The 25,789-nt window shown below is 59.6% G+C and carries 17 protein-coding genes; 13 read left to right on the forward strand and 4 right to left on the reverse strand.

All coding sequences use genetic code 11. The features are described from left to right. Nucleotides 1-7: 7 nt before the first annotated feature. Entirely contained in the window at nucleotides 8-2,080 is a 2,073-nt protein-coding gene (locus tag CKALI_RS01040; protein ID WP_156191544.1) for an N-acetylmuramoyl-L-alanine amidase, read from the reverse strand. A gap of 209 nt (nucleotides 2,081-2,289) precedes the next feature. Here CKALI_RS01040 and glf point away from each other — a divergent pair, with 209 nt between their 5' ends. The 13 genes from glf (at nucleotide 2,290) to CKALI_RS01105 (ending at nucleotide 21,788) form a co-directional block, all read left to right on the forward strand. Continuing rightward, on the forward strand, nucleotides 2,290-3,441 hold the full coding sequence (gene glf, locus CKALI_RS01045) for a UDP-galactopyranose mutase (protein ID WP_156191545.1): 1,152 nt from the start codon (nucleotides 2,290-2,292) through the stop codon (nucleotides 3,439-3,441). Between the two features lie 74 nt (nucleotides 3,442-3,515). After that, complete coding sequence (locus tag CKALI_RS01050; protein WP_156191546.1) at nucleotides 3,516-3,932, forward strand: VOC family protein; 417 nt, start codon at nucleotides 3,516-3,518, stop codon at nucleotides 3,930-3,932. A gap of 331 nt (nucleotides 3,933-4,263) precedes the next feature. Next, complete coding sequence (locus tag CKALI_RS01055) at nucleotides 4,264-4,875, forward strand: arsenate-mycothiol transferase ArsC (RefSeq protein WP_156191547.1); 612 nt, start codon at nucleotides 4,264-4,266, stop codon at nucleotides 4,873-4,875. 117 nt (nucleotides 4,876-4,992) lie between these two features. Further along, on the forward strand, nucleotides 4,993-6,954 hold the full coding sequence (locus CKALI_RS01060; protein WP_156191548.1) for a glycosyltransferase: 1,962 nt from the start codon (nucleotides 4,993-4,995) through the stop codon (nucleotides 6,952-6,954). After that, nucleotides 6,947-7,447 carry a phosphatase PAP2 family protein gene (locus CKALI_RS01065; RefSeq protein ID WP_156191549.1) on the forward strand — a complete coding sequence of 167 codons (501 nt, stop codon included), beginning with the start codon at nucleotides 6,947-6,949 and terminating at the stop codon, nucleotides 7,445-7,447. The genes CKALI_RS01060 and CKALI_RS01065 overlap by 8 nt, the downstream gene beginning before the upstream one ends. Next, complete coding sequence (locus tag CKALI_RS01070) at nucleotides 7,444-8,421, forward strand: decaprenyl-phosphate phosphoribosyltransferase (protein WP_156191550.1); 978 nt, start codon at nucleotides 7,444-7,446, stop codon at nucleotides 8,419-8,421. The genes CKALI_RS01065 and CKALI_RS01070 overlap by 4 nt, the downstream gene beginning before the upstream one ends. 67 nt (nucleotides 8,422-8,488) lie before the next feature. Next, entirely contained in the window at nucleotides 8,489-9,523 is a 1,035-nt protein-coding gene (locus CKALI_RS01075; protein ID WP_156191551.1) for an alpha/beta hydrolase, read from the forward strand. Nucleotides 9,524-10,006: 483 nt separating this feature from the next. Beyond that, a complete protein-coding gene (locus CKALI_RS01080) occupies nucleotides 10,007-11,944 on the forward strand; it encodes an alpha/beta hydrolase-fold protein (protein ID WP_156191552.1) in 1,938 nt (645 codons plus the stop codon). Continuing rightward, complete coding sequence (locus CKALI_RS01085) at nucleotides 11,945-12,439, forward strand: DUF732 domain-containing protein (RefSeq protein ID WP_156191553.1); 495 nt, start codon at nucleotides 11,945-11,947, stop codon at nucleotides 12,437-12,439. A 3-nt stretch (nucleotides 12,440-12,442) separates the two neighbouring features. Continuing rightward, the gene (locus tag CKALI_RS01090; RefSeq protein WP_156191554.1) at nucleotides 12,443-13,354 is read left to right on the forward strand and encodes a cutinase family protein; all 912 of its coding nucleotides are present in this window, start codon (nucleotides 12,443-12,445) and stop codon (nucleotides 13,352-13,354) included. 148 nt (nucleotides 13,355-13,502) lie between these two features. Further along, nucleotides 13,503-15,353: a FadD32-like long-chain-fatty-acid--AMP ligase gene (locus tag CKALI_RS01095; RefSeq protein ID WP_156191555.1), complete on the forward strand. Its 1,851-nt coding sequence runs from the start codon at nucleotides 13,503-13,505 to the stop codon at nucleotides 15,351-15,353. Between the two features lie 120 nt (nucleotides 15,354-15,473). Then, on the forward strand, nucleotides 15,474-20,213 hold the full coding sequence (locus tag CKALI_RS01100) for a type I polyketide synthase (RefSeq protein WP_156191556.1): 4,740 nt from the start codon (nucleotides 15,474-15,476) through the stop codon (nucleotides 20,211-20,213). A gap of 21 nt (nucleotides 20,214-20,234) precedes the next feature. Further along, the gene (locus CKALI_RS01105) at nucleotides 20,235-21,788 is read left to right on the forward strand and encodes an acyl-CoA carboxylase subunit beta (RefSeq protein WP_156191557.1); all 1,554 of its coding nucleotides are present in this window, start codon (nucleotides 20,235-20,237) and stop codon (nucleotides 21,786-21,788) included. Between the two features lie 382 nt (nucleotides 21,789-22,170). Here CKALI_RS01105 and CKALI_RS01110 read toward each other — a convergent pair whose 3' ends face one another. The 3 genes from CKALI_RS01110 to CKALI_RS01120 are packed head-to-tail and all read right to left on the reverse strand — an operon-like array spanning nucleotide 22,171 to nucleotide 25,786. Beyond that, the gene (locus CKALI_RS01110) at nucleotides 22,171-22,518 is read right to left on the reverse strand and encodes a DUF3054 domain-containing protein (protein WP_156191558.1); all 348 of its coding nucleotides are present in this window, start codon (nucleotides 22,516-22,518) and stop codon (nucleotides 22,171-22,173) included. After that, nucleotides 22,515-23,513 (reverse strand): lysylphosphatidylglycerol synthase transmembrane domain-containing protein, encoded by a 999-nt coding sequence (locus tag CKALI_RS01115; RefSeq protein WP_231580498.1) that lies wholly within the window; start codon nucleotides 23,511-23,513, stop codon nucleotides 22,515-22,517. Before CKALI_RS01115 ends, CKALI_RS01110 begins: the two co-directional genes overlap by 4 nt. After that, on the reverse strand, nucleotides 23,513-25,786 hold the full coding sequence (locus tag CKALI_RS01120; RefSeq protein WP_156191559.1) for an MMPL family transporter: 2,274 nt from the start codon (nucleotides 25,784-25,786) through the stop codon (nucleotides 23,513-23,515). Before CKALI_RS01120 ends, CKALI_RS01115 begins: the two co-directional genes overlap by 1 nt. Between the last annotated feature and the right edge of the window lie 3 nt (nucleotides 25,787-25,789).

The following is a 25,789-nucleotide window of genomic DNA, read 5'->3' on the forward strand; positions in this document are numbered from 1 at the left end:
CGGAGTATTACATGTGAATCTGCGTCAGGCCAGTGGCTGGATCCAGGGTGATGAAGCCATGCTGGAAGTCGACGCGCTTCAGGCCCTGCCAGTTGTACTCTTCGTTCAGCGGCAGGCCGAGTGGGCCGCCGTCGAGGCCTTGCTGGGCCCAGGTGTCACCGATTGGTCCCCACACGGCGTGTGCGCCGGTGGCTGGGGACTTGACGATGGCGCCCTTGTCGTAAGCCTCAAAGGTCACTGGGTTCTGTGCGTTAGCCGCGTACTGGACTGGGCCCTTGGACTCGCCGAGGACTGCGCCGTAGTTTTCCTTCACCAGCTGTGCCACAGCGGCGACATCTGGGTCGGAGGACAGGGCTTGTGCCTGGTCGATCTTGCCCGGGATGTCAGAGATCTTCAGGCCGCCGATCTTCGGGGCGCCGCCTTCGACGGTGATGCCGGTTGGCAGTTTGCCCTGGCTGGCTAGGTAGGTAAACACCAGGGCTGCCAGGCCACCGACAATGCTCATCAGGGAGTTCTGGTCACCGTTGCCAGCTGAGCTCAGGGTCTGCAGCAGATCACCAACAGTGTTTCCGCCCTGAGTAGGTGCCGGGGCAGGAGCTGGTGCAGGTTCAGGTGCTGGAGCGGGTGCTGGCGCAGGGTTGTTGTCGACCGGAGCCTTGGTTGTGGTGGTGGTCTTGGACGTGGTCGTCTTCGTGGTCGGGCTGCCCGCAGAAATGCCGTTGTACTTGTTCATGGCGATGTCGCGGATACGACCCATCTGGGCGTAGCCGTAGTCGCCTGGGCAGGTGGTGGTGCCGACGTCACGGTGGGCGAAGATGTTCGGCAGGGTCACTGCTGCGCCGTAGGCGTACTTGGAGTAGCTGGTGCCCTCGGAGTAGTGCACATCGGTGCCCTTAGGGTTTACGCCTGCGATCCGGAGGCGCCAGCCAGCGAGTTCGCCGACGGACTGGATCATCGCTGGGGTGGTTTGCGCCACGGAGTAGTCGCCGAGCATGGAGATTGCCCAGGTGTTCTCGTTGAAGCCACCGGCGTGTGCGCCCATGACCGGCTTGTTGATTCCGCCGTAGCGGCCTTCGAAAATGTTGCCGTACTTGTCCACCAGGGACTGGTATCCGACATCGCACCAGCCGAGGTTGACACCGTGGTACTGGTAGATGCCGCGGACGATGCCAGCGGACTGTGCCTCCGAGTAGTTGTTCGAACCGGCGGTGTGGTGGATGGTGATTGCGCTGACCTGATCGGAATAGTCCGGCGTCGGCTGGCAGTTCTGTCGGATGGACTCGTCGGCGCCCCATCCCGAGCGGGAGATGATTGGTGGCATGCCGTCGGAGTCAGCAGCCAAGTCGATGCCGGCGCTGACGTTGCTGGTGCCGCCGTCAATGAACACGGCCTCCAGGCCGGTCTCGGCGACGTCGGCGACGGGCTTGATCTCGCCGTAGTTGGTCGGCAGGGGAGCAAGTGCAGGCTTATCGACGACCGGAGCAACAGCTGCTGGCGCAGCTGCAGGGGCTGCATCAGCCACCGGCGCTGCTGGAGCGGGCGCCTCGGCCGCAGGGGCTGCTGCAGCCGGTGCTGGCGCTGGAGCTGGTGCTGGGGCTTCAGGTGCAGCAGTCAGGTCAACACCGAGCAGGGATACCTGGACACGGGTAGTTGGCTCGATGTAGATGAGCTCCGTGCCGTTCTTGCCGGCGGACTGAACTTTGGAAGCTGGTTCGGCCTGGAACCATTGCGTCCAGGTGCCGTCGGCACGCTGGCCACGGAAGTGGGCGGTGACGTCCTTCTCGCCGTTCCAGGTGAGGGCGAACATGGAGAATTCCTTGTCGCGAGTGAATTCCTTCACCGCGCGAGGTCCGCTTTCGCCGCCTTGGCCGGCTACAGCAGGGTCATTGACAACGACGGTGGCGCCGTCGCCAAAGGAAGCGGTCTCCATGGATGCGGACACTGGCTCGATGCCGGCCGATTGGGTCTTGGTGATCCCGTTCTGAACGCCAACCGCAGCGGATGCGATGAGCGCGGTCGACAGAAGAAATGCCCACAAGGGGCGCGAGGTTGTGGTGCGAATTGTTCGTCGTTGCAGCACTATGTTCTCCCTGTTAGTGCACAATGGTGCAGCTGTGACAATAGATATCAGTTGCATATGCTAGTGCATGCGAGTGGCAAATGATAGCCGAGTTAATAACAGTTTCCTGGGTTTTCTATTGGTGCAGTTGGGTTTCAGGTGAGAAAATTACCGGGAAACGCCGGGCCGGACCCCGCCGAGAGGAATAAAGGGCGCTACGCTCTACAGACATGACTTATGACCTCATTGTTGTAGGCTCCGGCCTCTTTGGATTGACCGTCGCTGAGCAAGCTGCAAGCAAACTGGGTAAGAAAGTTCTCGTCGTCGAAAAGCGGGCGCACCTGGGCGGCAACGCTTACTCGGAGGCCGAACCGGAGACCGGCATTGAGATCCATAAGTACGGCGCGCACCTGTTCCACACCTCCAATAAGCGCGTGTGGGACTACGTGAATCAGTTCACGACCTTCACGGACTACCAGCACCGTGTTTTCGCTATGCACAAGGGCACTGCTTACCAGTTCCCGATGGGCCTGGGTCTGATCAATCAGTTCTTTGGCAAGTACTACTCGCCAGAGGAAGCTCGCGCGCTGATCGCTGAGCAGGCAGCGGAGATCAACACCGACGATGCCACCAACTTGGAAGAGAAGGCCATTTCCCTCATCGGTCGCCCGCTGTACGAAGCGTTCATCCGCGACTACACCGCCAAGCAGTGGCAGACCGACCCGAAGGAACTGCCTGCCGGCAACATCACCCGCTTGCCAGTGCGCTACACCTTTAATAACCGCTACTTCAATGACACTTACGAAGGCTTGCCAACCGACGGTTACGCTGCGTGGCTCGAGAAGATGGCTGAATCAGATCTCATCGAAGTCCGCTTGAACACCGACTGGTTTGAAGTGCGCGACGAGATCCGGGCAGAATCCCCATCCGCACCGGTTGTCTACACCGGCCCACTAGACCGCTACTTCGACTACTCCGAAGGCAAGCTCGGCTGGCGCACGCTCGACTTCGAAACCTCCGTCGAGCCAGTTGGCGACTTCCAGGGCACCCCAGTGATGAACTACAACGATGCGGAATTCCCATTCACCCGCATCCACGAGTTCCGCCACTTCCACCCGGAGCGTGAGGACCGTTACCCTTCCGACAAGACGGTCATCATGAAGGAATTCTCCCGCTTCGCCGACGAGAATGACGAGCCGTACTACCCAATCAACACCCCAGCCGACCGCGAGATGCTGCTCAAGTACCGCGAGCTTGCCGACGCAGAAGAAGGCGTCTTCTTCGGTGGTCGCCTCGGCACTTACCAGTACCTCGACATGCATATGGCGATTGCTTCCGCGCTGAACATGTTTGATAACAAGCTGACTGATCTGCTGAAGTAGATCTTCGAGTTTTATACAGGTGAAATAGCCCTTTGCTGGGCTGAAAATCTCGTGTCTGACGTACTGTCCGGAGTATGACTAACTCGTTGCATCCATACTTCGGCTTCGCGGGCAACGCCGCCGAAGCCATGACCTTTTACCAGTCCGTCTTTGGTGGCGAGCTTCAGATCATGACCTTCGAGCAGGGCGGTGCGGGCGAGTTTGCTCCAAACCCTGACCTGGTGATGCACTCCCAACTCATCGTCAATGAATCCTGGTTCCTCATGGCCGCAGATTCTGAGGAGGTGGCCGGTTCAGTTTCCGGTGCGCCACGTATCACCGTCGCCATTTCTGGTTCCGAGGAGCAGCTTGAGGCTCAAACTGAGCAATTCAACCAGTTGGCAGAGGGTGGCACTGTTGTAATGCCACTGGAAAAGCAAATGTGGGGCGCCGTCTACGGTCAGGTTGTAGACAAATTCGGCATTACCTGGCAGTTCAATATTGGTGGCTAGTAGCTAGCCTTGTTTCGGTGCCCGGTCGAGTTTCCGCTTGGCCGGGTTTTGCGTTGTCGGTGCCCGGACGAATGTATTGCTCGGGAGAAAATTGTCGGGCCTTGTGCAAGGTTGTCCTGGGATTATCTCTCAAAAAACCGGACGAAATTTCTCCGGCGGACAAGTTCGTCCGGTGGCAGAAACTTCTATCACCTCGAAGCGCAAACGTGAATAGAACCCACGTCAACAACTTGAAAACCACACACCATAGCAGTAAGGTTAACTTCAGGTTAACAAAAGGGTTCCCCAAAGTGAACTAAAAGGTGAGCGGGGGAATCAAGGAGAGGAAAACATGTCCGCCCGCGACTTTGAAATCGTCCGTGAAGATCTGCACCGTCGTTACGGTCATCTGATCGATGCCACTCAGATCAACGCGATCGTCGATGAAACGATCGTGGAGCAGAACGCTACCGCTAAACTTACCGCTTTCCTACCTGTCTTTGTGGAGCGTTTCGCTTCTGAGAAGTTGGAAACCCTCCTTGACGGACAGGAAGCGCACCCTCGCCAGGAAGTACTCTTCGCTTGCGAGCGCAACGCTGGACGCTCTCAGCTGGCAGCTGCCATCATGCGCCACATTGCTGGTGACGATGTCTTCGTACGCTCCGTGGGTATCAATGCTCGGGGTGGTATCAACCCAACTGTGCTGCGGGTGCTTGAAGAGCGGGGCATTTCCACCGAAGGTCTGTATCAGAAGGAAATCTCTCCTCGCGTGTCTCACCGCGCCGATCTCGTTGTGCTGCTGGGAATCAATGAGATTCCGGGCGTGCCTGGTGACCGTTATGTTCGCTGGGACATCGCCGATCCGGAAGGCGCCTCTATTGAAGAGGTGCGCGACATTGCCGACAAGATCGAAGCAGAGATCCGCGGCCTACTGCCAAAGCTCAACGTCGCAGTACCTGCGTAAGCGCTAATCCACACCAAGGGACGTCCTAATCAGGACGTCCCTTTTTGCGTGCCCTCGCGCCTCATTCAAACCTAAGCCACTACTCTGGGAAGCATCCAAAACTTAGAAAGGCTGGAGATGAGCGAGAGCAAAGCAGTTGAGCGGTTGCAGCGAGTTCTGCTGCCACGGCGAGGCGAACCACATGATGTGCGCACTCTGTACCTGCTGGAAGCTGAGCAGAACAAGGAGCGGGCGACGTGGTCTGATCGTTTCTCGTTGAGTATCCCCGCTGGTGCTGAGATCTCATTCCAGACCTACTTCAACGCGTTTGCCGCCAGCTATTGGCGTCGTTGGTCCCAGCTAGAGTCCGTGGTGCTCAAGGTTGTGCTCGAAGGCGAAGCCCGCGTAGACATCTACCGTTCCAAGATTGATGGTTCCCGCATCGCAGTCGAGGGGGACCTGGTCACTGGCACCGGCGAATTCGAAATCTCCCTGGCTCCGTTTGAAGATGGCGGCTGGATCTGGTTCGACATCACGGCCGAGACTGACACCGTGATTAAGGAAGCCGGTTGGTGGGCTCCCGTTGCGCCGGGTCCACAGACCTTGCCGAACGGTACCCAGGTCGGCCCCTTCGACAAACGCGTCACCGTCGGTATCCCGACCTTCAATCGCCCTGTCGACGCCGTGAAGGCTCTCGAAGCGCTGGCGGAAGACCCAGAGGTTGACGCAGTCATCGATACAGTGCTGATGCCTGATCAGGGCAACAAGCACCCCGCGGACGAGCCTGGCTACCAAGCTGCCTCCGAGCACTTCGGTGACCGCTTCTTCGAGTTCCGTCAGGGCAACCTCGGCGGTTCCGGTGGCTACTCCCGCATCATGTTCGAAGCCCTCGGCGGCGTGGACGGCACCAAGCCAGCCGGTGCCAAGGAGTCCCCATACATCCTGTACATGGACGATGACATCGCCATTGAGCCAGACTCCATCTTGCGCGCCCTCCAGGCCGCTCGCTACGCCAAGTCCCCAATGCTTATTGGTGGCCAGATGCTGAACCTGCAGGAACGCAGCCACCTGCACTCCATGGGTGAGGTAGTGGGCCGCCATGACTTCATGTGGACCTCCGCGCCATATGTGCACTATGACCATGACTTTGCCAAGCATCCCCTGTCCGATCGTGGCAAGCCAGGCGATAAGCCAGACGCACCGAACTCCCGCGATCTGCACCGCCGTATCGACGTCGACTACAACGGCTGGTGGATGACCATGATTCCGCGCGTTGTCGCGGAAGAGATCGGTCAGCCGTTGCCACTGTTCATCAAGTGGGACGACGCCGAATTTGGCTTGCGCGCTGGCGACCACGGCTACCCAACGGCCACGTGGCCAGGTATCGCGATCTGGCACATGGCCTGGTCTGACAAGGACGACGCCATTGACTGGCAAGCCTACTTCCACCTGCGCAACCGCCTCATCGTGGCGGCGCTGCAGCACACCGGTCCTGTGGACGGCATCATCAAGTCGATGCAAAAGGCCACCATCAAGCACCTGGTCTGCATGGAATACTCCACCGTTGCCATCCAGAACGAGGCGATGAAGGACTTCCTGGCTGGCCCAGATCAGCTTTTCGACATCCTCGAAACCTCGCTGCCACGTATCAACGCGATCCGTAAGACCTACTCGGATGCCATTGTCATGCCAACGGCTGCGAACCTGCCGAAGCCTTCTGGCGCACCAGGGGTTCCGATCAACGACATCGGTGGCCGCCTTGCCCCGGTGAAGAAGGCTGTCTGGGCACTCAAGGGCCTGAAGCACTCCCTGGGCAAAGAAGATCCGAAGCACCACGAGGTGCCCCAGGCCAATCTTGCCCCGATCAATGCCCGGTGGTTCAGCCTGTCCCGACTCGACGGCGCGACCGTCACCACTGCCGATGGTCGTGGCGTGGTCTTCCGCAAGCGCGACCGCGACATGGCAAAGGAACTCCTGCAAGAGTCCCGTCGCCTGCAGCAAGAGGTTGCGGAAAAATTCGCCCAGCTTCAAGATCAGTACCGCGCAGCCCACAAGCAGCTGACCAGCCGTGAGGCATGGGGAGAAATCTTTAATGACTAAAGAATCCGACATCCTGGTAGCCATCCAGGATCGGCTCTACCAGGAGCCGTACATCCAGGTTGCGCGAGGCATGAGCCTGTTTGGCGAGCATGCGGCGGGCTGGCTTGGCATGGGTGTGTTGGGGATGGCCGTCGATAAGCCACGGCGCCGGAACTGGGCCGCGCTGACCGCATCGGCCTTCACCAGCCATGCGGCATCGGTGGTACTCAAGCGCGTCGTGCGCCGTCCTCGCCCGACCGACCCGCGGATCGAGATTGGGGTGGGCACGCCGAGCAAACTGAGCTTCCCTTCTTCGCATGCAACTTCCACGACCGCGGCGCTGACCTCGTTGGCTTTGTTGACCCGGTCACCACTGCCGCTCGTGGGCGTGCCAGCCATGATGCTCTCGCGTATGGTTTTGGGGGTTCACTATCCAACGGACGTCATGGCCGGTGCGATGCTTGGTGCATCGACCGCCATTATTGCGGACAAGCTTGAAAAGAGGAACGCATGAGCAGGGAGCAGCGATTCGGCGACTCGGAGCCGCATACCGAGGGTATTGACACGATGAAGAAGCGCCAGCCGCCAAAGAACCTCTTCGACGGCATGATTAAGGCGCTGCGCCCGAAGCAGTGGGTCAAGAACGTCCTGGTGGTTGCCGCCCCTGCGGCTGCAGGCACCGAGGCATTGCTCAGCAAGCAAACGCTTCTCGACGTCCTCTTCGCGTTCATCGCCTTCTGCATGGCGGCATCCGCCATTTACTTGGTCAACGACGCCCGGGACGTCGAGGCAGACCGCGCGCACCCAACTAAGCGCTTCCGCCCGATCGCCGCTGGTGTGCTTCCTGTCAGCCTTGCTTACGTGATGGCCGTGGTCCTCATGATTGCCGCGCTGGGAGTATCGCTGCTGGCAACTTCTGGTGTGGCCTTGGCGATCGTCGTCGCCGTCTACCTAGCTCTGCAGCTGGGTTACTGTTTCGGCTGGAAGCATCAGCCTGTGATCGACATCGCGCTGGTGTCTTCTGGTTTTATGCTCCGCGCCATGGCCGGTGGTGTCGCAGCAGGCATCGTGCTCTCTCAGTGGTTCCTGCTGGTCGCTGCATTCGGTTCGCTCTTCATGGCCTCCGGCAAGCGGTACGCCGAAATCCTCCTCGCCGAACGCACCGGCGCAAAGATTCGCAAGTCCCTCGAGGGCTACACCCCGACGTACCTGCGTTTCGTTTGGACTTTGTCCGCAACGGCCGTTGTGATGTCCTACGCACTGTGGGGCTTTGACATGGGCCACGCCTCTGAGCCACTCGCGGCGATCTGGTACCAAGTTTCCATGGTTCCGTTCACCATCGCGATCCTCCGTTTTGCGGCCGATGTTGACCGTGGCGACGGCGGTGCGCCTGACGAATTGGCTCTCACCGACCGCACATTACAAGCCCTCGCTATCCTGTGGATTCTCTGCATTGTAATGGCTGTGTATGTTTCTCCGATGTTATAACTGATTGCCAAACCCATTGTTTGGTGTAGGTTAAGTAACGATCGTACGAAAAAGCATGAGGAGAGCTATGTCAATTACACAGCGTCTGAGTAATGCAGGACGGAAAATTACTTCGGTAGCGCTTGCCGCCGTCACGGCTGTAAGTCTTGCCGTCGTAGGCTCCGGAGTGGCACACGCAGAAAACCGTGATTGGCTGCGTCCCGACGCTACCGGTGCCTGCGACTGGGACCCAGCAATGTACTGGGTGCAGCGCTGCGATGTGTGGTCCCCATCCATGGATCGCGCCATTCCAGTCCTGATCCAGCCCGCACAGCGCGGTGGCGACGCAGGTTTCTACCTGCTCGACGGCATGCGTGCCGACGACAACCGCACCGGCTGGACCATGTACGCCAATGCTCCACAGGCGTACGAAAACTCCAACATCACTCTGATCATGCCAGTAGGTGGCGCAGGCTCCTTCTACTCTGACTGGGACAACCCAGCACTGATCTCCTCCGGATCTTCCGCGCATCAGGTGACCTACAAGTGGGAAACCTTCCTCTCCAGTGAGCTGCCGGGCTACTTGCAGCAGCACTTCGGTGTGAACCCAACCCGCAACTCCATTGCTGGTCTTTCCATGGGCGGTACCGCCGCACTGAACTTGGCTGCTCGCCACCCGGGTCAGTTCCAGCAGGCTATGTCCTGGTCCGGCTACCTGCACACCACCCAGCCGGGCATGCAGACCCTGCTTCGTCTTGCCCTGATTGACTCCGGTGGATTCAACCTCAACGCTATGTACGGCTCTACTATTAGCCCGCGTCGTTTTGAAAATGACCCATACCTCAACATGGAGGGTCTGCGCGGCAAGGATGTTTACATCTCGGCTTCCACCGGTAACTGGACCGAGGCTGACATGACCTTGCCACTCAATGACCGCGTCATGGGCTGGGGTCTGGAAGCACTCTCCAGTCTTTCCACCCACGCGTGGGAGCGCAAGGCTCGCGGCATTGGCCTGAACGTCACCGCCGACTACATGCCAGCTGGTGTCCACAACTGGGGCATCTGGAATGAGCAAATGTGGAAGACTCGTGACCGCGTTCTGGGTCATATGAACGCCTGGTAGTTCGTAATGAGTTGTCGCCCCGCCTGATGGCGGGGCTTTTCTCATTTGCTGGCTTTTGGCATTCCAGCTACATAGAACCAGCTATCCGGAGAGTCGGCGGAAAAATCAGCTTCATTATCGCCGATGTAGAAGAGATGCTGCTCCCAATAGCTGGTTCTATGTAGCTGGAATGCTTGTAAAGAAGTCTTTCTAAGCAACTGCAATACCCTTGGGTCACAGTAATTACAGAAATAACCATCAGTCTCTGGTGTGTCAGCCATCAAAAAGTCTAAAGTTGTACTTAAACTTGAGTCCAACCTGAAGGGTGAGTCATGTGCGTGCCCACACACGCTCTTGGTGACACCCGAATGGCGGCAAAAGCAATACGAAAAGGCGTCACGCCTTCCGGAAGCGGGGAACTTTCGGAAACTGTGGCCCGCAGATCAGTCCCGCATGTGCCGGGACTAGTTCCAGCTGAAAACACTACTGATATAAGGACTTTTCATGCGCGAAACTCGCTCTGCTCGGCGACGTTCCCTGTTCAAGGCTCTCGCCGCGGTACCAGTCGCCCTGGCACTCGCTGGCGGATTGGCTACTCCGGCCCTATCTCAGGGCTTGTCTTCTGGTTCTTCCAATTCCTCCGGCTTGCTGGGTGCTGACTACCTTGACCCAGGTGAGGTGCCACAGCGTACCCCGATCAAGACTGACTACCCGAAAATTGAAGGGCTGCCTGCTGGCGTGTCCGTGGACCGCGTTGAGTGGATCACGGATCGTCGCGTCGCCGTCTTCATTAAGTCCGCTGTCATGCCGGAGCAGCTAATGCAGGTCCAGATCCTGCTGGCTCGCGATTGGCACTCCAGCCCAGACAAGAAGTTCCCCGAGGTGTGGGCTCTTGATGGTCTGCGTGCCGTGGATACGGAGAGCGGTTGGACCATTCACACCAATATCGAGCAGTTCTACGCTGACAAGAACGTCAACGTGATCATGCCGATCGGTGGCGAGGCCTCCTTCTATACCGACTGGCAAGGCCCAGCTAAGGACAAGAACTACAAGTGGGAGTCCTTCCTGTTGAACGAACTGCCAGCTGTGCTCAAGAACGGTTACCGTTCCAACGAACAGCGCGCAATCGTGGGTCTGTCCATGGGCGGCACCGCCGCCATCAACCTGGCCACCCACCGTCCGGACATGTTCAACTTCGCTGGTTCCTTCTCCGGCTACCTGGACACCACGTCCAATGGCATGCCGGAAATGCTGCGTGGCGCACTTGTCGAAGGTGGCGGCTACAACATCGACAACATGTGGGGTAAGCCAGTTAACCAGCGCTGGATCGACAACGATCCAAAGCTGGGTTTGGAAGCCCTGAAGGGAAAGACTGTTTACGTTTCCGCAGGTAGCGGACGTGATGATTTTGGTGAGCCTGGCTCAGTTGCTACGGGTCCATCCAACGAGGCCGGAAAGGGCCTTGAGGTCGTTTCCCGCATGACCACCCAGACGTTCGTTGACCGCGCAAAGCAGGCCAACCTGCCAGTGATCTCGCAGTTCCGCCCATCGGGTGTTCACAACTGGCCGTACTGGCAGTTCGAGATGTCCCAGGCATGGCCATACATCGCGGATTCCCTGGCGCTGAAGCCAGAGGATCGCGGCGCTGACTGTACTGCTACTGGCGCTATCGGCGAGCTGACCAAGGGTGGCCAATGGGGCTCCTGCCTGAACAATGAATATGACGTCAAGAGTGGTCGTGCCCAGGACTTCCGTGCAGGTCGCGCCTACTGGTCCGCTGAAACTGGTGCACACATCCTGGTCGGCCGCATTGGTGCCCGTTACACCGAGATGGGCGCCACCGATTCCTGGCTGGGCTTCCCAATCACCAACGAGGAAAAGACTCCGGACGGAATCGGTCGTTACGTTCACTTCCAGCACGGATCCATCTACTGGACCCCGGAAACCAACGCCGTTGAGGTGCCAAAGGACATGGTTGAGGCTTGGGGTCGACAGGGCTACGAGGCCGGTGTCCTCGGCTACCCGGTTGACGTTCCAAAGCAAGTAAATGGCAATCTGGTCCAGCAGTTCCAGGGTGGCTACGTGGTACGTAACTCCAAGAACGAGGCATTCTACGTTCGCGGGAAGATCGCCCAGCACTATGGAGAGCTGAAGACCGCATCCTCCAAGTTGGGCGCACCAACTTCCGATGAGTTCACCATCCCAGGCGGGGCACTGCAGAACTTCGAGCACGGCACCATGTACTGGTCGGCAGAGACCGGAGCGCACTTCATCCTCAACGGTGACATCCGCGATGCATGGGGCAAGTCCGGCTGGGAGAACGGCCCATTCGGATGGCCAGTAGAAGATCAGAAAGCCATCCCAGCTGGTGGCGAGCAGATCAAGTTCCAGCACGGCATCATCAAGCAGGTCAATGGTCGAATCGTGGAGGAGCGCTTCTAAATGAGAATGACCGGAACCGCTATCGCGATCGTGGCTACCGCTTTAACGCTGGGAGCGTGTGGCGGTGGCGCGACGGTAGATAATCAGGGGAACGCGCCCCAAACGGTGCCGCCACTGGTGAAAAGCACCAAGACCCAGGAAGCCGCGGAAGGGACGTCGACAAGCGTGCCAACCTCCACAACGCGGGCCGACGGTGGAGCAGCAGCGCCGGCCCCGAAGGACGGAGCAGTGCAGGAAGTGTCGACACTCCCGGCATCCCCAACCCGTCCGGAGAAGGAACAACGTCTGCTTGATGAGCTGAAAAAGCAGGGCATCAAGGTGGAAGGCGTGGAGGATCAGATGGTCAGCGTCGCTGACGGCGTCTGCGTTTCCGACAAAGACAACACCACGGTCGGGGCGGTGTCGGGGCAGCTCATCGAGCAGAAGCGCACCGACAAGAGCTTCGAGGACGTGTCCGGCATTCTTGTGAAAACCGCTAAAGAAGCGTATTGCTAGTTCATGCGAAAAATTCTGACGATCATCGCAACGCTAGTCCTGCTCGTTGTCATCGGCGCGGGTGTGGTCAACTGGCTCGGTACCGGTGACAACAAGCCGCTGCCGGGTCCAGACCAGCCGACTACGGAAGCCGAGCAACCCGACTGGTGTCCGAAGGTTGAGGTTGTGGCCGCGCCGGGCACCTGGGAATCCGCGCCGAACGACGACCCGATCAACCCGACGTTCAACCCCGCATCCTTCATGCTCACGGTTACGCAGCCGCTCCAGCAGCGCTACACGGCGGACGAGGTGAAGGTGTGGACGCTGCCGTACACAGCTCAGTTCAAGAACGTCAACGCCATGCACGAGATGAGCTACGACCAGTCTCGCCAGGAAGGCACGTCCACCCTGGAAAATGAGCTGCGGATCATGAACCGAGATTGCCCGAAGACGGATTTCGTGCTCGTCGGGTTTTCCCAAGGCGCGGTCATTGTGGGTGACCTCGCTAACCAGATCGGAGCCGGACACGGCGTGATCCCTGCGGAGCGTGTGCGTGGGGTAGCCGTGGTGGCCGATGGTCGCCGCGAGCCTGGTGTGGGCCAGGCTCAGGGTAATCCGGTCGCGGGCGTGGGCGCAGAGGTATCTCTGGAGCTGCTCAATCCGCTGACACAGGCGATCATGCCAGGTGCCACGATGCGCGGTCCGCGCGAGGGAGGCTTCGGTGTGATTAATGACCGGGTCATGGATATCTGCGCGCCGGACGACCACATCTGCGACGCGCCGCTGGGCGTGGGTAACGCTGTCACGCGGGCACAGGCGCTCATTGCCGCCAACGCCGTGCACGCGCAGTATGCGACCAACCCCAACGTGTTCCCGGGGTCGACCACCACGCAGTGGCTCATCGACTGGGCCACCGGGCTTATCGACGCCAAGTAGTTTCACACCGTTTGACCGGCCAGAAATCAAACAACCCGCTGTAACACGCAGCGGGTTGTTTCGTATAACTAACTAAACTGGGTACAGTACTTTCATCGGTTGTTAGTCTGGTGGGAAAAGTACTGCCAACAAAGTAAAGGGAACGTAGATGGATCTCAATGTGGCCATGGGCCGGTTCTTCAATGAAAAGGGCGACATTGTCCTTCCGGACGAATTCACCCTTGCAGCGATGTGTGAACTCATGTATCAGGCAGATGCTGCCGCAGGTGGCGGAGACCGAGAGGTCATTCGCTTCTGGGACTACTCTGATTCTCGCGAAGGCAAGGTCGTCCGGTTCACTCGCACCCAGGTCAACACTCGCATCAAGGCTGTTGCTGCGCGCCTGCAGCAGACCGGCCAAATGGGTTCCCGTGTCGCGATTCTCGCTGGCAACTCTGCCGAGTACATCTTTGCCTTCCTGGGCTCCATGTATGCGGGCATGATCCCAGTTCCCCTCTACGATCCAAACGAGCCTGGACACACTGACCACCTCACTGCGGTGCTCGAGGATGCTAAGCCGAACTTCGTCCTCACCAACTCCGTCAGCGCGGGCGCCGTCCGTCGTCTGTTTGCAGATAAGCCGGCCGCAGAGCGCCCTCGTGTTCTGTCCGTAGATTCCTTGCCAGACTCCCTGGCAGAGTCCTTTGTCAACCCGCTGACCAATCCGGAATTCTTGGCCAAGTTGAAGGAATCCAAGGTTTCACCAGCCGACTCCATCGCCTTCCTGCAGTACACCTCTGGCTCTACCCGCACCCCGGCTGGCGTTGTGCTGAGCAACCGCAACATCATGGTGAACGTGCTGCAGATTTTCCGTGCAGCGCAGTTGCAGCACCCGATGCGCCTGTCGCTGTGGATCCCGCTGCACCATGACATGGGCATGATCCTCGGTGCGTTCGTCACCATTCTTGGCGTTGAACTGGACCTCATGCGTCCGCAAGACTTCCTGCAGCGGCCAGCGCGCTGGGTCGAGCAGCTGAACCGACGCGAGAATGATCACTTCGTCTACACTGTGGTACCAAACTTCGCTCTGGACCTGGCTGTTCGCTACGGCAAGACCGAGGGCATGGAACTGGATCTGAGCGCCGTGGATGGCATCATCAACGGTTCTGAGCCGGTCACTCAGAAGAGCGTCGAGTCCTTCCTCGCAGAATTCGAGCAGCACGGTTTGAAGCGTGTGGCCATGCGACCTGGCTACGGCTTGGCCGAGGCAACCTTGATTGTGGCCATCCCACGCACCGAAAATCGCCCACTGTTCAAGAGCTTTGACCGCGAGCAGCTGGCACAGGGGCGCGCCGTGGAAGTGGAAAATGGCACCGAAAGCTCCTCCGTTTTCGCTTCCGTCGGTGAGCCAGTGGAACCGATGCACATGATTCTGGTTGATCCAGAAACCCGTGCTGAGCTTGAAGAAGGCCAGATCGGTGAGCTGTGGATCTACGGCGACAACAACGCTGTTGGCTACCTGGGGCGCGAGGAAGAAACCAAGGAGACCTTCCACAACAAGCTCGCCAGCCGCCTGACGGAAAACTCCCGCGCAACGGGTGTTCCAGAGGATGCGATCTGGATGGCCACCGGCGACCTCGGCACCATCATTGACGGCCAGGTTTACTTGACCAGTCGCCTGAAGGATCTCATTGTCATCGCAGGTCGTAACCACTACCCGCAGGATATCGAGCACACCGTCCAGGTGGCCAGCTCTCACGTCCGTCCGGGCGCCGTCGCGGCGTTTGCGATTGAAGGCGAGGACGTCGAGAAGCTTGTTATCGTCGCTGAGCGCGACCTCGACACCACCGAAGACGGCGACGCTGCCGCCATCGAGGCCATCCGCACCAAGGTCACTGAGCGCCATGGCGTGAATCCGCACGAGGTTCGTCTGGTCGCGCCTGATGTCATCAAGCGTTCGTCCAGCGGTAAGATTGCACGCAGGGTTGTTCGCAAGGCATACCTCGAACAGAGCATGTAACGAAACGAGTTCTTTTTACGACTGCTTTGCAGAGAGCCCTTCTCAGTCCTCTCGAACGAGGGGAGTGGAAAGGGCTCATTTGAATTTTGTCCACGACTACGAAGAAGGTGAGCTACCGGCATGGAGTCCACGCAGGCAGGCGCCCCAATGACCGTTTCTGAGTTGAAGGAATGGTTGCGAAACTGGGTTGTTAATTCGACTGGCCTGCCCGCGGAGGAGATCACGGATGACAAGTCCCTTCAGAACTTCGGCCTGAGCTCCCGCGATGTCGTGCTCCTTTCCGGCGAACTGGAAAACCTGTTGGGTGTCCAGCTCGATGCCACCGTCGCCTACGAGTACCCGACGATCGGCGCGCTAGCCAAGCGCCTTATCGACGGCGATTCTTCCGCAGCACCCCAGCCCAAAGTCCGCCGTTTTGTAGCGGAAACCGCTGGCGCGCACGATATCGCGATCGTCGGCATGGCCGCCCGATTCCCAGGCGGCAGCAATCTCACGGAATTCTGGGAAATGTTGGTCAGCGGTACCGATGCGACGTCCGATCTGCCGATGGGACGATGGTCGGAGTACTCCGCTGACGAGGTCATGACCCGCAAGATCGCTGAAAACAACGTGCGCGGCGGTTATCTGAAGGACATCGCCACCTTTGATACCGAGTTCTTCGGAATCTCCCCGGTTGAGGCCGCGAACATGGATCCACAGCAGCGGATCACACTGGAGCTCACGTGGGAGGCCTTGGAGCACGCCCACATTCCGGCCAGCTCACTGAAGGGCGAGCCGGTCGGTGTGTTCATTGGTTCTTCCAACGTGGACTACGGCATGATCATCACCGCAGATCCTGCCGAGGCACACCCATATGCCCTGACTGGCACTGCCAGCTCGATCATCCCAAACCGCGTTTCCTACTGCTTTGATTTCCGTGGCCCATCGGTGTCTGTGGACACCGCTTGCTCTTCTTCTCTCGTCGCTGTCCATCAAGCAGTACGTGCTCTGCGCACCGGGGACGCTGACTTGGCAATCGCCGGTGGCGTGAACATCCTGGCCTCCCCATTCGTCTCCACCGCTTTTGGCGAGCTCGGCGTGATCAGCCCGACGGGCAAGATTCACGCTTTTTCCGACGACGCCGATGGTTTCGTGCGCGCTGACGGCGCCGGCCTCGTCGTGCTCAAGCGTGTCGAGGAAGCTATCGCTGATGGCGACAACATTCTCGCCGTGATCAAGGGCTCCGCCGTCAATTCCGACGGCCACTCAAACGGCCTGACCGCGCCAAACCCAGAGGCACAGGTTGATGTCCTCCAGCGCGCCTATGCCGACGCAGGCGTGGAGCCAACCGAGGTCGACTACGTTGAAGCCCACGGCACGGGCACCATCCTGGGCGACCCGATTGAAGCCACCGCGCTGGGCGCAGTCCTGGGCCGCGGCCGCGAAAACTACGAACCAATGCTGCTCGGTTCCGCTAAATCCAACATCGGCCACTCCGAATCCGCAGCAGGTTCTGCAGGCTTGATTAAGGTCCTGCTGAGCATGCAAGAAGGCGTCATTCCTCCGAGCATCAACTTCGCCGGACCGAACCGCTACATCGACTTCGACGCCGAACACATCGAGATAGTCGAGGATCCACGCGAATGGCCGGAATACTCCGGCAAGAAGATCGCCGGAGTCTCTGGCTTCGGCTTCGGCGGTACGAACGCACACGTGGTAGTTCAAGAATTTGATCCTGCCGATTACGATGCCGCTCCGGTTACGGAGAAGGAATTGGATGGCGTGATCCTGCCGGTCAGTGGTCTGCTGCCATCACGGCGTCGTCAAGCTGCTGCCGACTTGGCAGACTTCCTGGAGGGGCGCAGTGACGCTGACCTGGTGAAGGTCGGCCGCTCCCTCGCACGCCGCAACCACGGCCGCTCCCGCGCAACTGTCGATGCCACCACCGTGGAAGATGCCGTGAAGCGCCTGCGACAGGTCGCAGAGGGCAAGAAGAGCGTGGGTATCAACGTCGCGGACGCTCCGTCAGCCACCGGCCCGGTGTTTGTCTACTCCGGATTCGGCTCTCAGCACCGCAAGATGGCCAAGGACATGCTGGAGCTGTCGCCGCTGTTCAAAGCTCGACTGACTGAACTCAACGAGATGATCGAGTTCGAGTCCGGATGGTCCCTCTTGGACCTCATTGCCGATGACGAGCAGACCTACGATACCGAAACTGCGCAGGTGGCCATCACCGCGATTCAGATCGGCCTCACCGACTATTTGGCCGCATTCGGGGCAAAGCCAGCAGCCGTAGTTGGCATGTCGATGGGCGAGATCGCCGCAGCTTACGCGGCCGGTGGTCTGAGCGATAAGGACGCGATGCGCATTGCTTCCCACCGCTCTCGCCTCATGGGTGAGGGGGAGAAGTCCCTGCCAGAAGACCAGCTTGGCGCGATGGCCGTGGTGGAGTTTTCTGCAGAGGACCTGGAAGGATTTATCGCCCAGCACCCTGAGTACGCCGGCATCGAGCCAGCTGTCTACGCAGGCCCAGGCATGACCACCGTCGGTGGCCCACGCGAGGCCGTCTTGGAACTCGTTGCTTTCCTCGAAGGCGAGGGCAAGTTCGCACGCGCCCTCGACGTCAAGGGCGCTGGCCACACGTCGGCCGTCGAGCCACTGCTTGGCGAACTCGCCGCCGAAACCGCCGACATCCAGCCACTACCGCTCACGATCCCGCTGTTTAGCTCCGTGGACAAGAACGTGGTGTACCCAGCAGGTTCTGTCGTGCACGACACCGATTACTGGCTGCGCTGCACCCGTGGCAGCGTGTGGTTCCTCGAGGCCACGCAGCAGGCCTTCGCCGCTGGCCACACCATGCTCGTGGAAATTTCCCCGAACCCTGTCGCCTTGATGGGCATGATGAACACGGCTTTCTCCGTCGGAGCCGGAGATTCCCAGCTGCTTTACGCACTGAAGCGCAAGGTTCCGGCAGCGGATTCCCTCCGAGATTTGCTTGCCAAACTGTACGTCGCTGGCCAGGACATTAACTTCGATGCTCTCTATGGTGACGGGGAGCGTCTCGATGCCCCGTCCATCACCTGGAAGCACCAGCGTTATTGGACCGCGGCCCGCCCATCCTCCTCCGGCAGCGTTGGCGTGCCAGGGCACCAGGTCACCCTCCCGGATGGCTCCGTCGCGTTCTCCACGCTCGCAGAATTGGTCCCGAGCGCTGAGGCTCTCATGGACGCTGCCGTAGCCACTATGGGTGTCGACGCGCAGTTGGTCGTCAGCGAGGAAATCTCCCCGCTCCCACCAACCGGCGAGGTCACCACGATCGCAGCCAAGCACGTGGGCGGCGTAAACCTGTCTGTGTACCGCAAGCTTGGCGACGCCATGAGCCTCGTAGCCGAGGGTTTTGCGTCCTCACTCGTTGCACACAGCAGATCTGTGACGCCTGAGCCACAACGCGCATCGGTCCCTCGCGTGATGGACGAAGTGAACGTCGAATCGATGCACTGGGATCCAGCCACCGGCGAAACTGTCGAGCAGCGCATGCGCACGATCGTCTCCGAATCCATGGGATACGACGTCGAAGACCTGCCGCGCGAGCTGCCACTGATCGACCTCGGCCTCGACTCTCTCATGGGCATGCGCATCAAGAACCGCATTGAGCACGACTTCCAGATCCCGGAGCTGCAGGTTCAAGCGCTGCGCGACGCTTCTGTTGCCGATGTGGTCGCGATGGTTGAGAACATGGTTGCTGGGCGCGATAGTGTCGAAGCGGCTCCGGCCGTCGAGAAGCCTGCTGCCCCTAAGGGCGGCGTGGGTGTCGCGCCGCGTGATGCCTCAGAACGCCTGGTCTTCGCAACGTGGGCCACAATCACCGGCGCTGCTGCCGCGGGCGTGACGTCCGAACTGCCTGAGCTGGAAGGAACGCAGGCAGCCGACATCGCTGCCCGACTGACCGAACGCTCCGGTACCGTGATCACCGAAGATGACGTCCTTGCCGCAGAGACCCTCGAGCCACTGGCCAACTTGGTCCGCGAGGCGCTGGAAACGGAAGTCGAAGGCAACATTCGCGTGCTTCGCGCCCGCGCAGAGGGATCCGAAAAGCCAGCCGTGTTCATGTTCCACCCAGCCGGTGGATCTTCGGTGGTGTACCAGCCGCTCATGCGCCGTCTGCCTGCCGACGTCCCCGTCTACGGAGTCGAACGCCTGGAAGGCCCGCTGTCCGAGCGCGCCGCCGCTTATTTGGATGAAATCAAGCAGTACTCCGACGGCTTCCCAGTAATTCTGGGTGGCTGGAGCTTCGGTGGTGCGCTTGCATACGAGGTGGCTCACCAGCTGCGTGGCTCCGATGTGGACGTGGCACTGGTTGCTTTGCTCGATACGGTGCAGCCTGCAGAAACCGTGCCGGATTCCCCGGAGGAGACCCGCGCGCGTTGGGAACGCTACCAAGCCTTTGCCAAGAAGACTTACGGCCTTGATTTCCCAGTACCATTCGATCTCTTGGAGACCGCAGGCGAAGACGCTTTGCTGGGCATGCTCGCCGAGTTCCTGGCTACCACTGATGCCTCTGAGCACGGATTGTCCGCAGGCGTGCTTGAGCACCAGCGTGCATCCTTCGTAGACAACCGCATCCTGGACAAGATCGAGTTCGAGGATTGGTCCGAGGTTTCGGTCCCTGTCATGCTGTTCCGTGCGGAGCGTATGCACGACGGCGCGATTGAATTAGAGCCTCGCTATGCCACAATTAAGGAAGACGGCGGTTGGTCGGCTATCGTGGAAGATCTAGAGATAGTACACCTTCACGGCGACCACCTTGCCGTGGTGGACGAGCCGGAAATCGCGACGGTGGGTGCTCACCTGACTCGCCGAATCGCGGAGCTTAACAAGTAGTAGAAACGAGTAGCGTAGAACGTGACTGGACAAACGACGGCAGACAAGCTCGCTGACCTTCGCGCTCGCCTTGAACAGGCGAAAGACCCAGGTAGCGAGCGTGCACGTGCGAGGCGCGATGAGGCTGGGCTGACGACTCCACGTCAGCGTATCGACCGTCTGCTCGATCCAGGCTCGTTCGTCGAAGTCGGCGCTCTTGGCCGTACTCCGGACGATCCGGAAGCCCCGTACTCCGATGGCGTGGTGACCGGTTACGGTCGCATTGAGGGCCGCCCCGTGGTCATTTATGCACACGACAAGACGGTTTACGGGGGCTCAGTGGGCGAGACCTTCGGCCGTAAGGTCTGCGAGGTCATGGACATGGCTATCCGCGTCGGCTGCCCTGTGATCGGTATTCAGGATTCGGGCGGTGCCCGCATTCAGGATGCCGTGACGTCGCTTGCCATGTACTCCGAGATTGCACGTCGTCAGCTGCCCTTGTCTGGTCGGAGCCCACAGATCTCCATCATGATGGGCAAGTCCGCCGGTGGCGCCGTGTATGCCCCGGTCACCACTGACTTTGTTATTGCCGTCGATGAGCGCGCCGAAATGTACGTCACCGGCCCCGCCGTGATTAAGGAAGTAACCGGCGAGGACATTACCTCGGCTGAGCTGGGAGGCGCGCGCCAGCAAGAACTCAATGGCAACGTCTCCTACGTAGCCACGGATGAGGAAGATGCCTTTGCTTACGTCAAGGATCTCCTCGATCATCTGCCGCTGACCTGCAACGATCCCGGCCCAGAATTCTGGGCACCGGCCGATGAAGACATCGCAGATGCCACCGAGTTGGACGTGTTCATGCCGGACGACACCAACGCTGGCTACGATATGCACGACTTGCTGGCCAAGCTCTTCGATTCCAATGACTTCCTGGAGATTCAACCGAACTTTGCACAAAACCTCATCGTGGGCTTTGCGCGGGTAGACGGCAAGTCTGTTGGCGTGATTGCTAACCAGCCTCTCGTCTACGCAGGCTGCATCGATGCCGATGCTGCCGACAAGGGCGCTCGCTTCATCCGCATCTGCGATGCCTACAACATTCCATTGGTGTACGTGGTTGATACGCCGGGCTACCTGCCAGGCGTGGCGCAGGAGAAAGTCGGCCTGATCCACCGTGGTGCAAAGTTCGCGTTTGCTCTTGTTGAGGCGACCGTTCCCAAGGTGTCCCTGATTGTGCGCAAGGCCTACGGCGGAGCATATGCCGTCATGGGTTCCAAGAACCTTTCCGGTGACATCAACCTAGGCTGGCCGACCGCCCAGATTGCCGTCATGGGTGCGGCAGCCGCCGTGGTTATGATCCAGGGCAAGCAGCTGGCGAAGATCGAGGATGAAAACCAGCGGAACTACATGAAGAAGGTCTTCATGGATTTCTATGACGAAAACATGACATCTCCATATGTAGCGGCGGAACGTGGCTATATCGACGCAATGATCGAGCCGAACCAGACTCGTCTGGCCCTGCGTCAGGCGCTGCGCCAGCTCTCCACCAAGGAAGAACGGGATCTGCCCAAAAAGCATACGATTATGCCGATGTAACGTTTTTGCCTATAGTCGCGACAGTTCATATGAAATTCATCTAAGAACCAAATTGAAAGGCATAAGACATGCTGAGCACCGTTGTAGACCTTGCCGGAGATGTTTTCGGCCTGGCATTCGTCGTCATGAACCAGATCCAGACCTTCATCGCACAGATGTTGAGCCGCTAGTCTTTGGGACTTTGGAGATTTAACCCCGCTGTGGCACCTGATGCCAGCTAGGGGAGAAATATCTAGCTAACCCGGTCGCCCTAGTGAGGGGCGGCCGGGTTTCGGCGTTGTTAGTGGTCTGTGGGGGGGCAAAATCGGCTACATGGAATCACAGCTAAATGCAGCAACAGCTACCTACGAGCAGCTGGAATCACCGCGAAGTGCAGCACCAGCTACCTACGAGCAGCTAACCGAGCAATGCCCCGCCATCCCAGGAGCAGCAGCCCGGACATCACGGTGGCGACGATGATGAAGGAAATGTGTGGGGTGCGACCGTGCTCTGCAGCCCACATACCCAGGCCGGCAAAGACCGCGCAGGCCCAAACAATCACTCCGGAACTCAGCGTGACCCCCGATAGGCGTCGAAGGGTGAAGTAGGCCCACGCTACGACCACGCCGATCAGGAATGGCCACCAGGTGTTCAGAACGTTCATAACGGTAAATGGTTCGGATTTGTGGGCCATGCGCGCGAAGATGGCAAATAGCAAGATAGCTAGTGCGTCAACGAAAAAGTACTTCAAGGTTTCTCCTTTAGTCCAACTAGATACACTACCCAGCCAATCATCGTCGCGAGGATGAAGGACACCATGCGGTAGACCAGGACGGCTGCCAGTGCGACCGAGGCGGTGAGACCAGCGGCACTCAGGGATGCGGTCAGCGCGGCCTCCAACGGCCCTAAGCCGCCCGGGGTAATGCCGGTTGCGCCTACGATCTTGGCAGACAGAAACGACAGTGTCACCCCAGGCCCGGAGGCGACCCCGCCGACAGCGACCACGGCGGCCCACAGGCTGGCCAGGTCCAACAGTCTATTGAGCAGTGACATCAGGGAGATGGACACAAAACGCGGGAAGGAAAGGCGGACGGCCTGCAGTTGGCGAATTTGGCCGACCACGGCCTCGAGCCCTGTATCGGGAGAGCGTCGCAGCATTTTGTTCAAGAAGGGGAGAGCGAGTCCTGCGCAGCGCTCCAGGAAGTGCGGATTGTTGGCTGCCCAGTAGACGAAGAACACGAGCACGAGCACGCCAATCCCGGTGGAAACCAGGGACCAGATGGAGAAGGTGGCCCCCAACAGGGCGACCGCAAGGAGTCCGAGTATGACGAGCCAGAGCGTCGATAAGGCGCCCGAGAGCACCACAAACCAGCTGATAACCATCACAGAGGCGCCCCACGCGCGCTGCACTTTGTATTGCAAGACGGTGGAGAGCGCGGGGCCGCCGGGGAGGCTGTTGGACCAGGAGTTGGCGGCCAAGACCAGGGCTAGCGTGGAACGACGACGCACGGTGACCCCTCCGGCGCGTAGCAATTCGACCATGACCTCGGTCATCGCCACGAAGGACAGGGCGCACAGCAGGACGGCGACGAGCACCCACAGCAGGGAGGCGGATCGCAGGGCGGCGATGCCGTCGGAAATGAAGCCTAGCTGGTCGCGGAAAAAGAAGGCCACCGCGGACGCCAGCAATAGTGCGAATAACAATCGCGCCCAGCGGGCACGGAAAAGCCTGCTGAGCGCGTCCACTAGTTGTTTTCCTGGCCCAGTCGTTTCATGAGTTCGGAAAATGGAACCAGAGAGTCATCGGTGTCCGGAGTACGGCCACCGCGGATCGGGGCATCGGCGACCACAGCCTCGTGAACGGATGTCTCACCGGGCAGCGGGCGGACTGGCTCCTTGCCGTGGCCCATACGTTCGGACGCGGCCTTGACCCAGCGTGGAGCCCACCAGTTGTCCTCGCGGAGCAGGTGCATGACTGCTGGGACGAGCATCATGCGAATGATGGTTGCGTCGAGCACGAGGGCAGCGATCATGCCGAAAGCGATGTACTTCATCATCACGATCTCGGAGAACCCGAACGCGCCGCAGACCACGATCATGATGAGCGCGGCAGCGGTGATGATCCAGCCAGTATGGGCGGTGCCATACTTGATCGCCTGGTCAGTCGAATCGCCGCGCTTGCGGGCCTCCACCATGCGGGAGACCAGAAAGACTTCGTAGTCCGTGGACAGTCCGTAGACGATCGCCATGATGAGCACCAGCACCGGCGACATCAGCGGGCCAGCGCTGAAGTTGAGCAAGGAGCTGCCGATGCCATCAACGAACATCGCGGTCAAGATGCCGAGCGTGGCGCCGAGGCCCAGGATCGTCATAATGATCGCCTTCGCGGGCAGGATTAGGGAGCCGAATACCAGCGCCATCAGCACGAAGGTGGCAATGACGATGTACAGCGCCATCCACGGCAGCTTATCGAACAGCGCCTCAATAGACTCCACCTCCAGCGCCGGGGTGCCGCCGATGTAGACGTTCACTCCCTCCGGTACCTCAAGCGCGCGCAATTGCTTCACGACGGCCTCGTTGTCTTCACGATCCACGATGCCAGCGGCGAGTACGGTGGTGCCTTCCTTCGTAGCGTGGGAAGGGGAGAAGCGGCCCGTCAAGCCCTCCACAGCATTGGCCTGCTGGTAGATCTCCACCAGCTGTTGGTTGTCAGCATTGGTGACCACGAGCTTGATGGGTTCGGTGCGGAAGGTCGGGAAGGATTCGTCGAACTTGGCTTGGGACACGCGGACGTCATTGGACGGCGGCAGATAGGTTTCGTTGATGCCGCCGAACTTCACGCCTACGAGTGGGAACGTCAGGGCCAGAAGCAGGCCGACGATGCCGACGGTGACCAACTTCGAATGCTTGATAGACCATGCTGGGATGCGCGCCCACAGGGTTTGCTCCCACTTTTCTTCGTCGCGGGTGGTTTTCCGGATCGACCATTTATCAATCTTCGGGCCGAGCATGCCGAACAGCGCTGGCAGCACCGTGATGGACAGGAATGCGGCTAGACCGACCGCGGAAATAGCGCCGTAGGCGATGGACTTGAGGAATGCTTGCGGGAACACGAACAAGCCGGAGAGGGCCACCATTACCATTAATGCCGAGAAGACCACTGTCTGCCCGGCCGTGGCGACGGTGGTGGCCACCGCCGGTTTGATGTCCTTACCCAGCGCCATTTCCTCACGGAAGCGGGAGACCATGAACAGGCCATAGTCGATGGCCAGGCCGAGGCCCAGCAGGGTGACGACAGACTGGGCGAATACGTTCACCTGGGCGTGCGTGGCCAGGAGAGACAGCACGCCCAGGGAACCTGCAATCGACAGGAGTCCGACGATCAGCGGCATGGAGGCGGCCACAACTGATCCGAAGACGAACAGTAGGAGGAGCGCGACCAGCGGCAGGGCGTAGATTTCAGCGCGTTTGATGTCGCCACCCATGCCGTCGTCAAGCGCGTCAGCTACTGCGGTGGCACCAGCGACCTCGACGGTCGCCCCGCCCGGCATCTCTGCTGGCAAGAGTGCACTTTCCACTGAGCGGAAGGCCTTCAACGTGTCTTCGCCATCGCCCTTGAGCCCGATCGCTGCGAAAGCCGTGCGGTGATCTGGCGTGATCAACTGTGCGTTGCGCTTATCAAAGTAGCTGGTCACATGGTCGATCTGATCCGGATTCTGGGTTGCCAACTGCTCCAGGTGTTGCTGGGCGGCGGTGAAAATGAACGGATCATCCAGGTTTTTGCCCTCGGGCGCCTCGAAGAGCAGGATGACATCGCCGGAGTTATCGCGCCCGAAAGTCTCGAGCTCGATTTGGGCAGCTTGCGTGGAAGCCGAGTGCGGGTCGTCCCAACCTTCTTGGCTCATGCGGTCGCCGAGTTTGGTGCCCTGGAGCATAAACAGCCCCAGGATCGCGGCGACGATGAGGATGGGCACGGTGATACGGAACCGGTAGGCAATTTCGCCCCAACGATAGAACACGAG

Origin of the sequence: Corynebacterium kalinowskii (assembly GCF_009734385.1) — a bacterium.
GTDB lineage: Bacteria > Actinomycetota > Actinomycetes > Mycobacteriales > Mycobacteriaceae > Corynebacterium > Corynebacterium kalinowskii.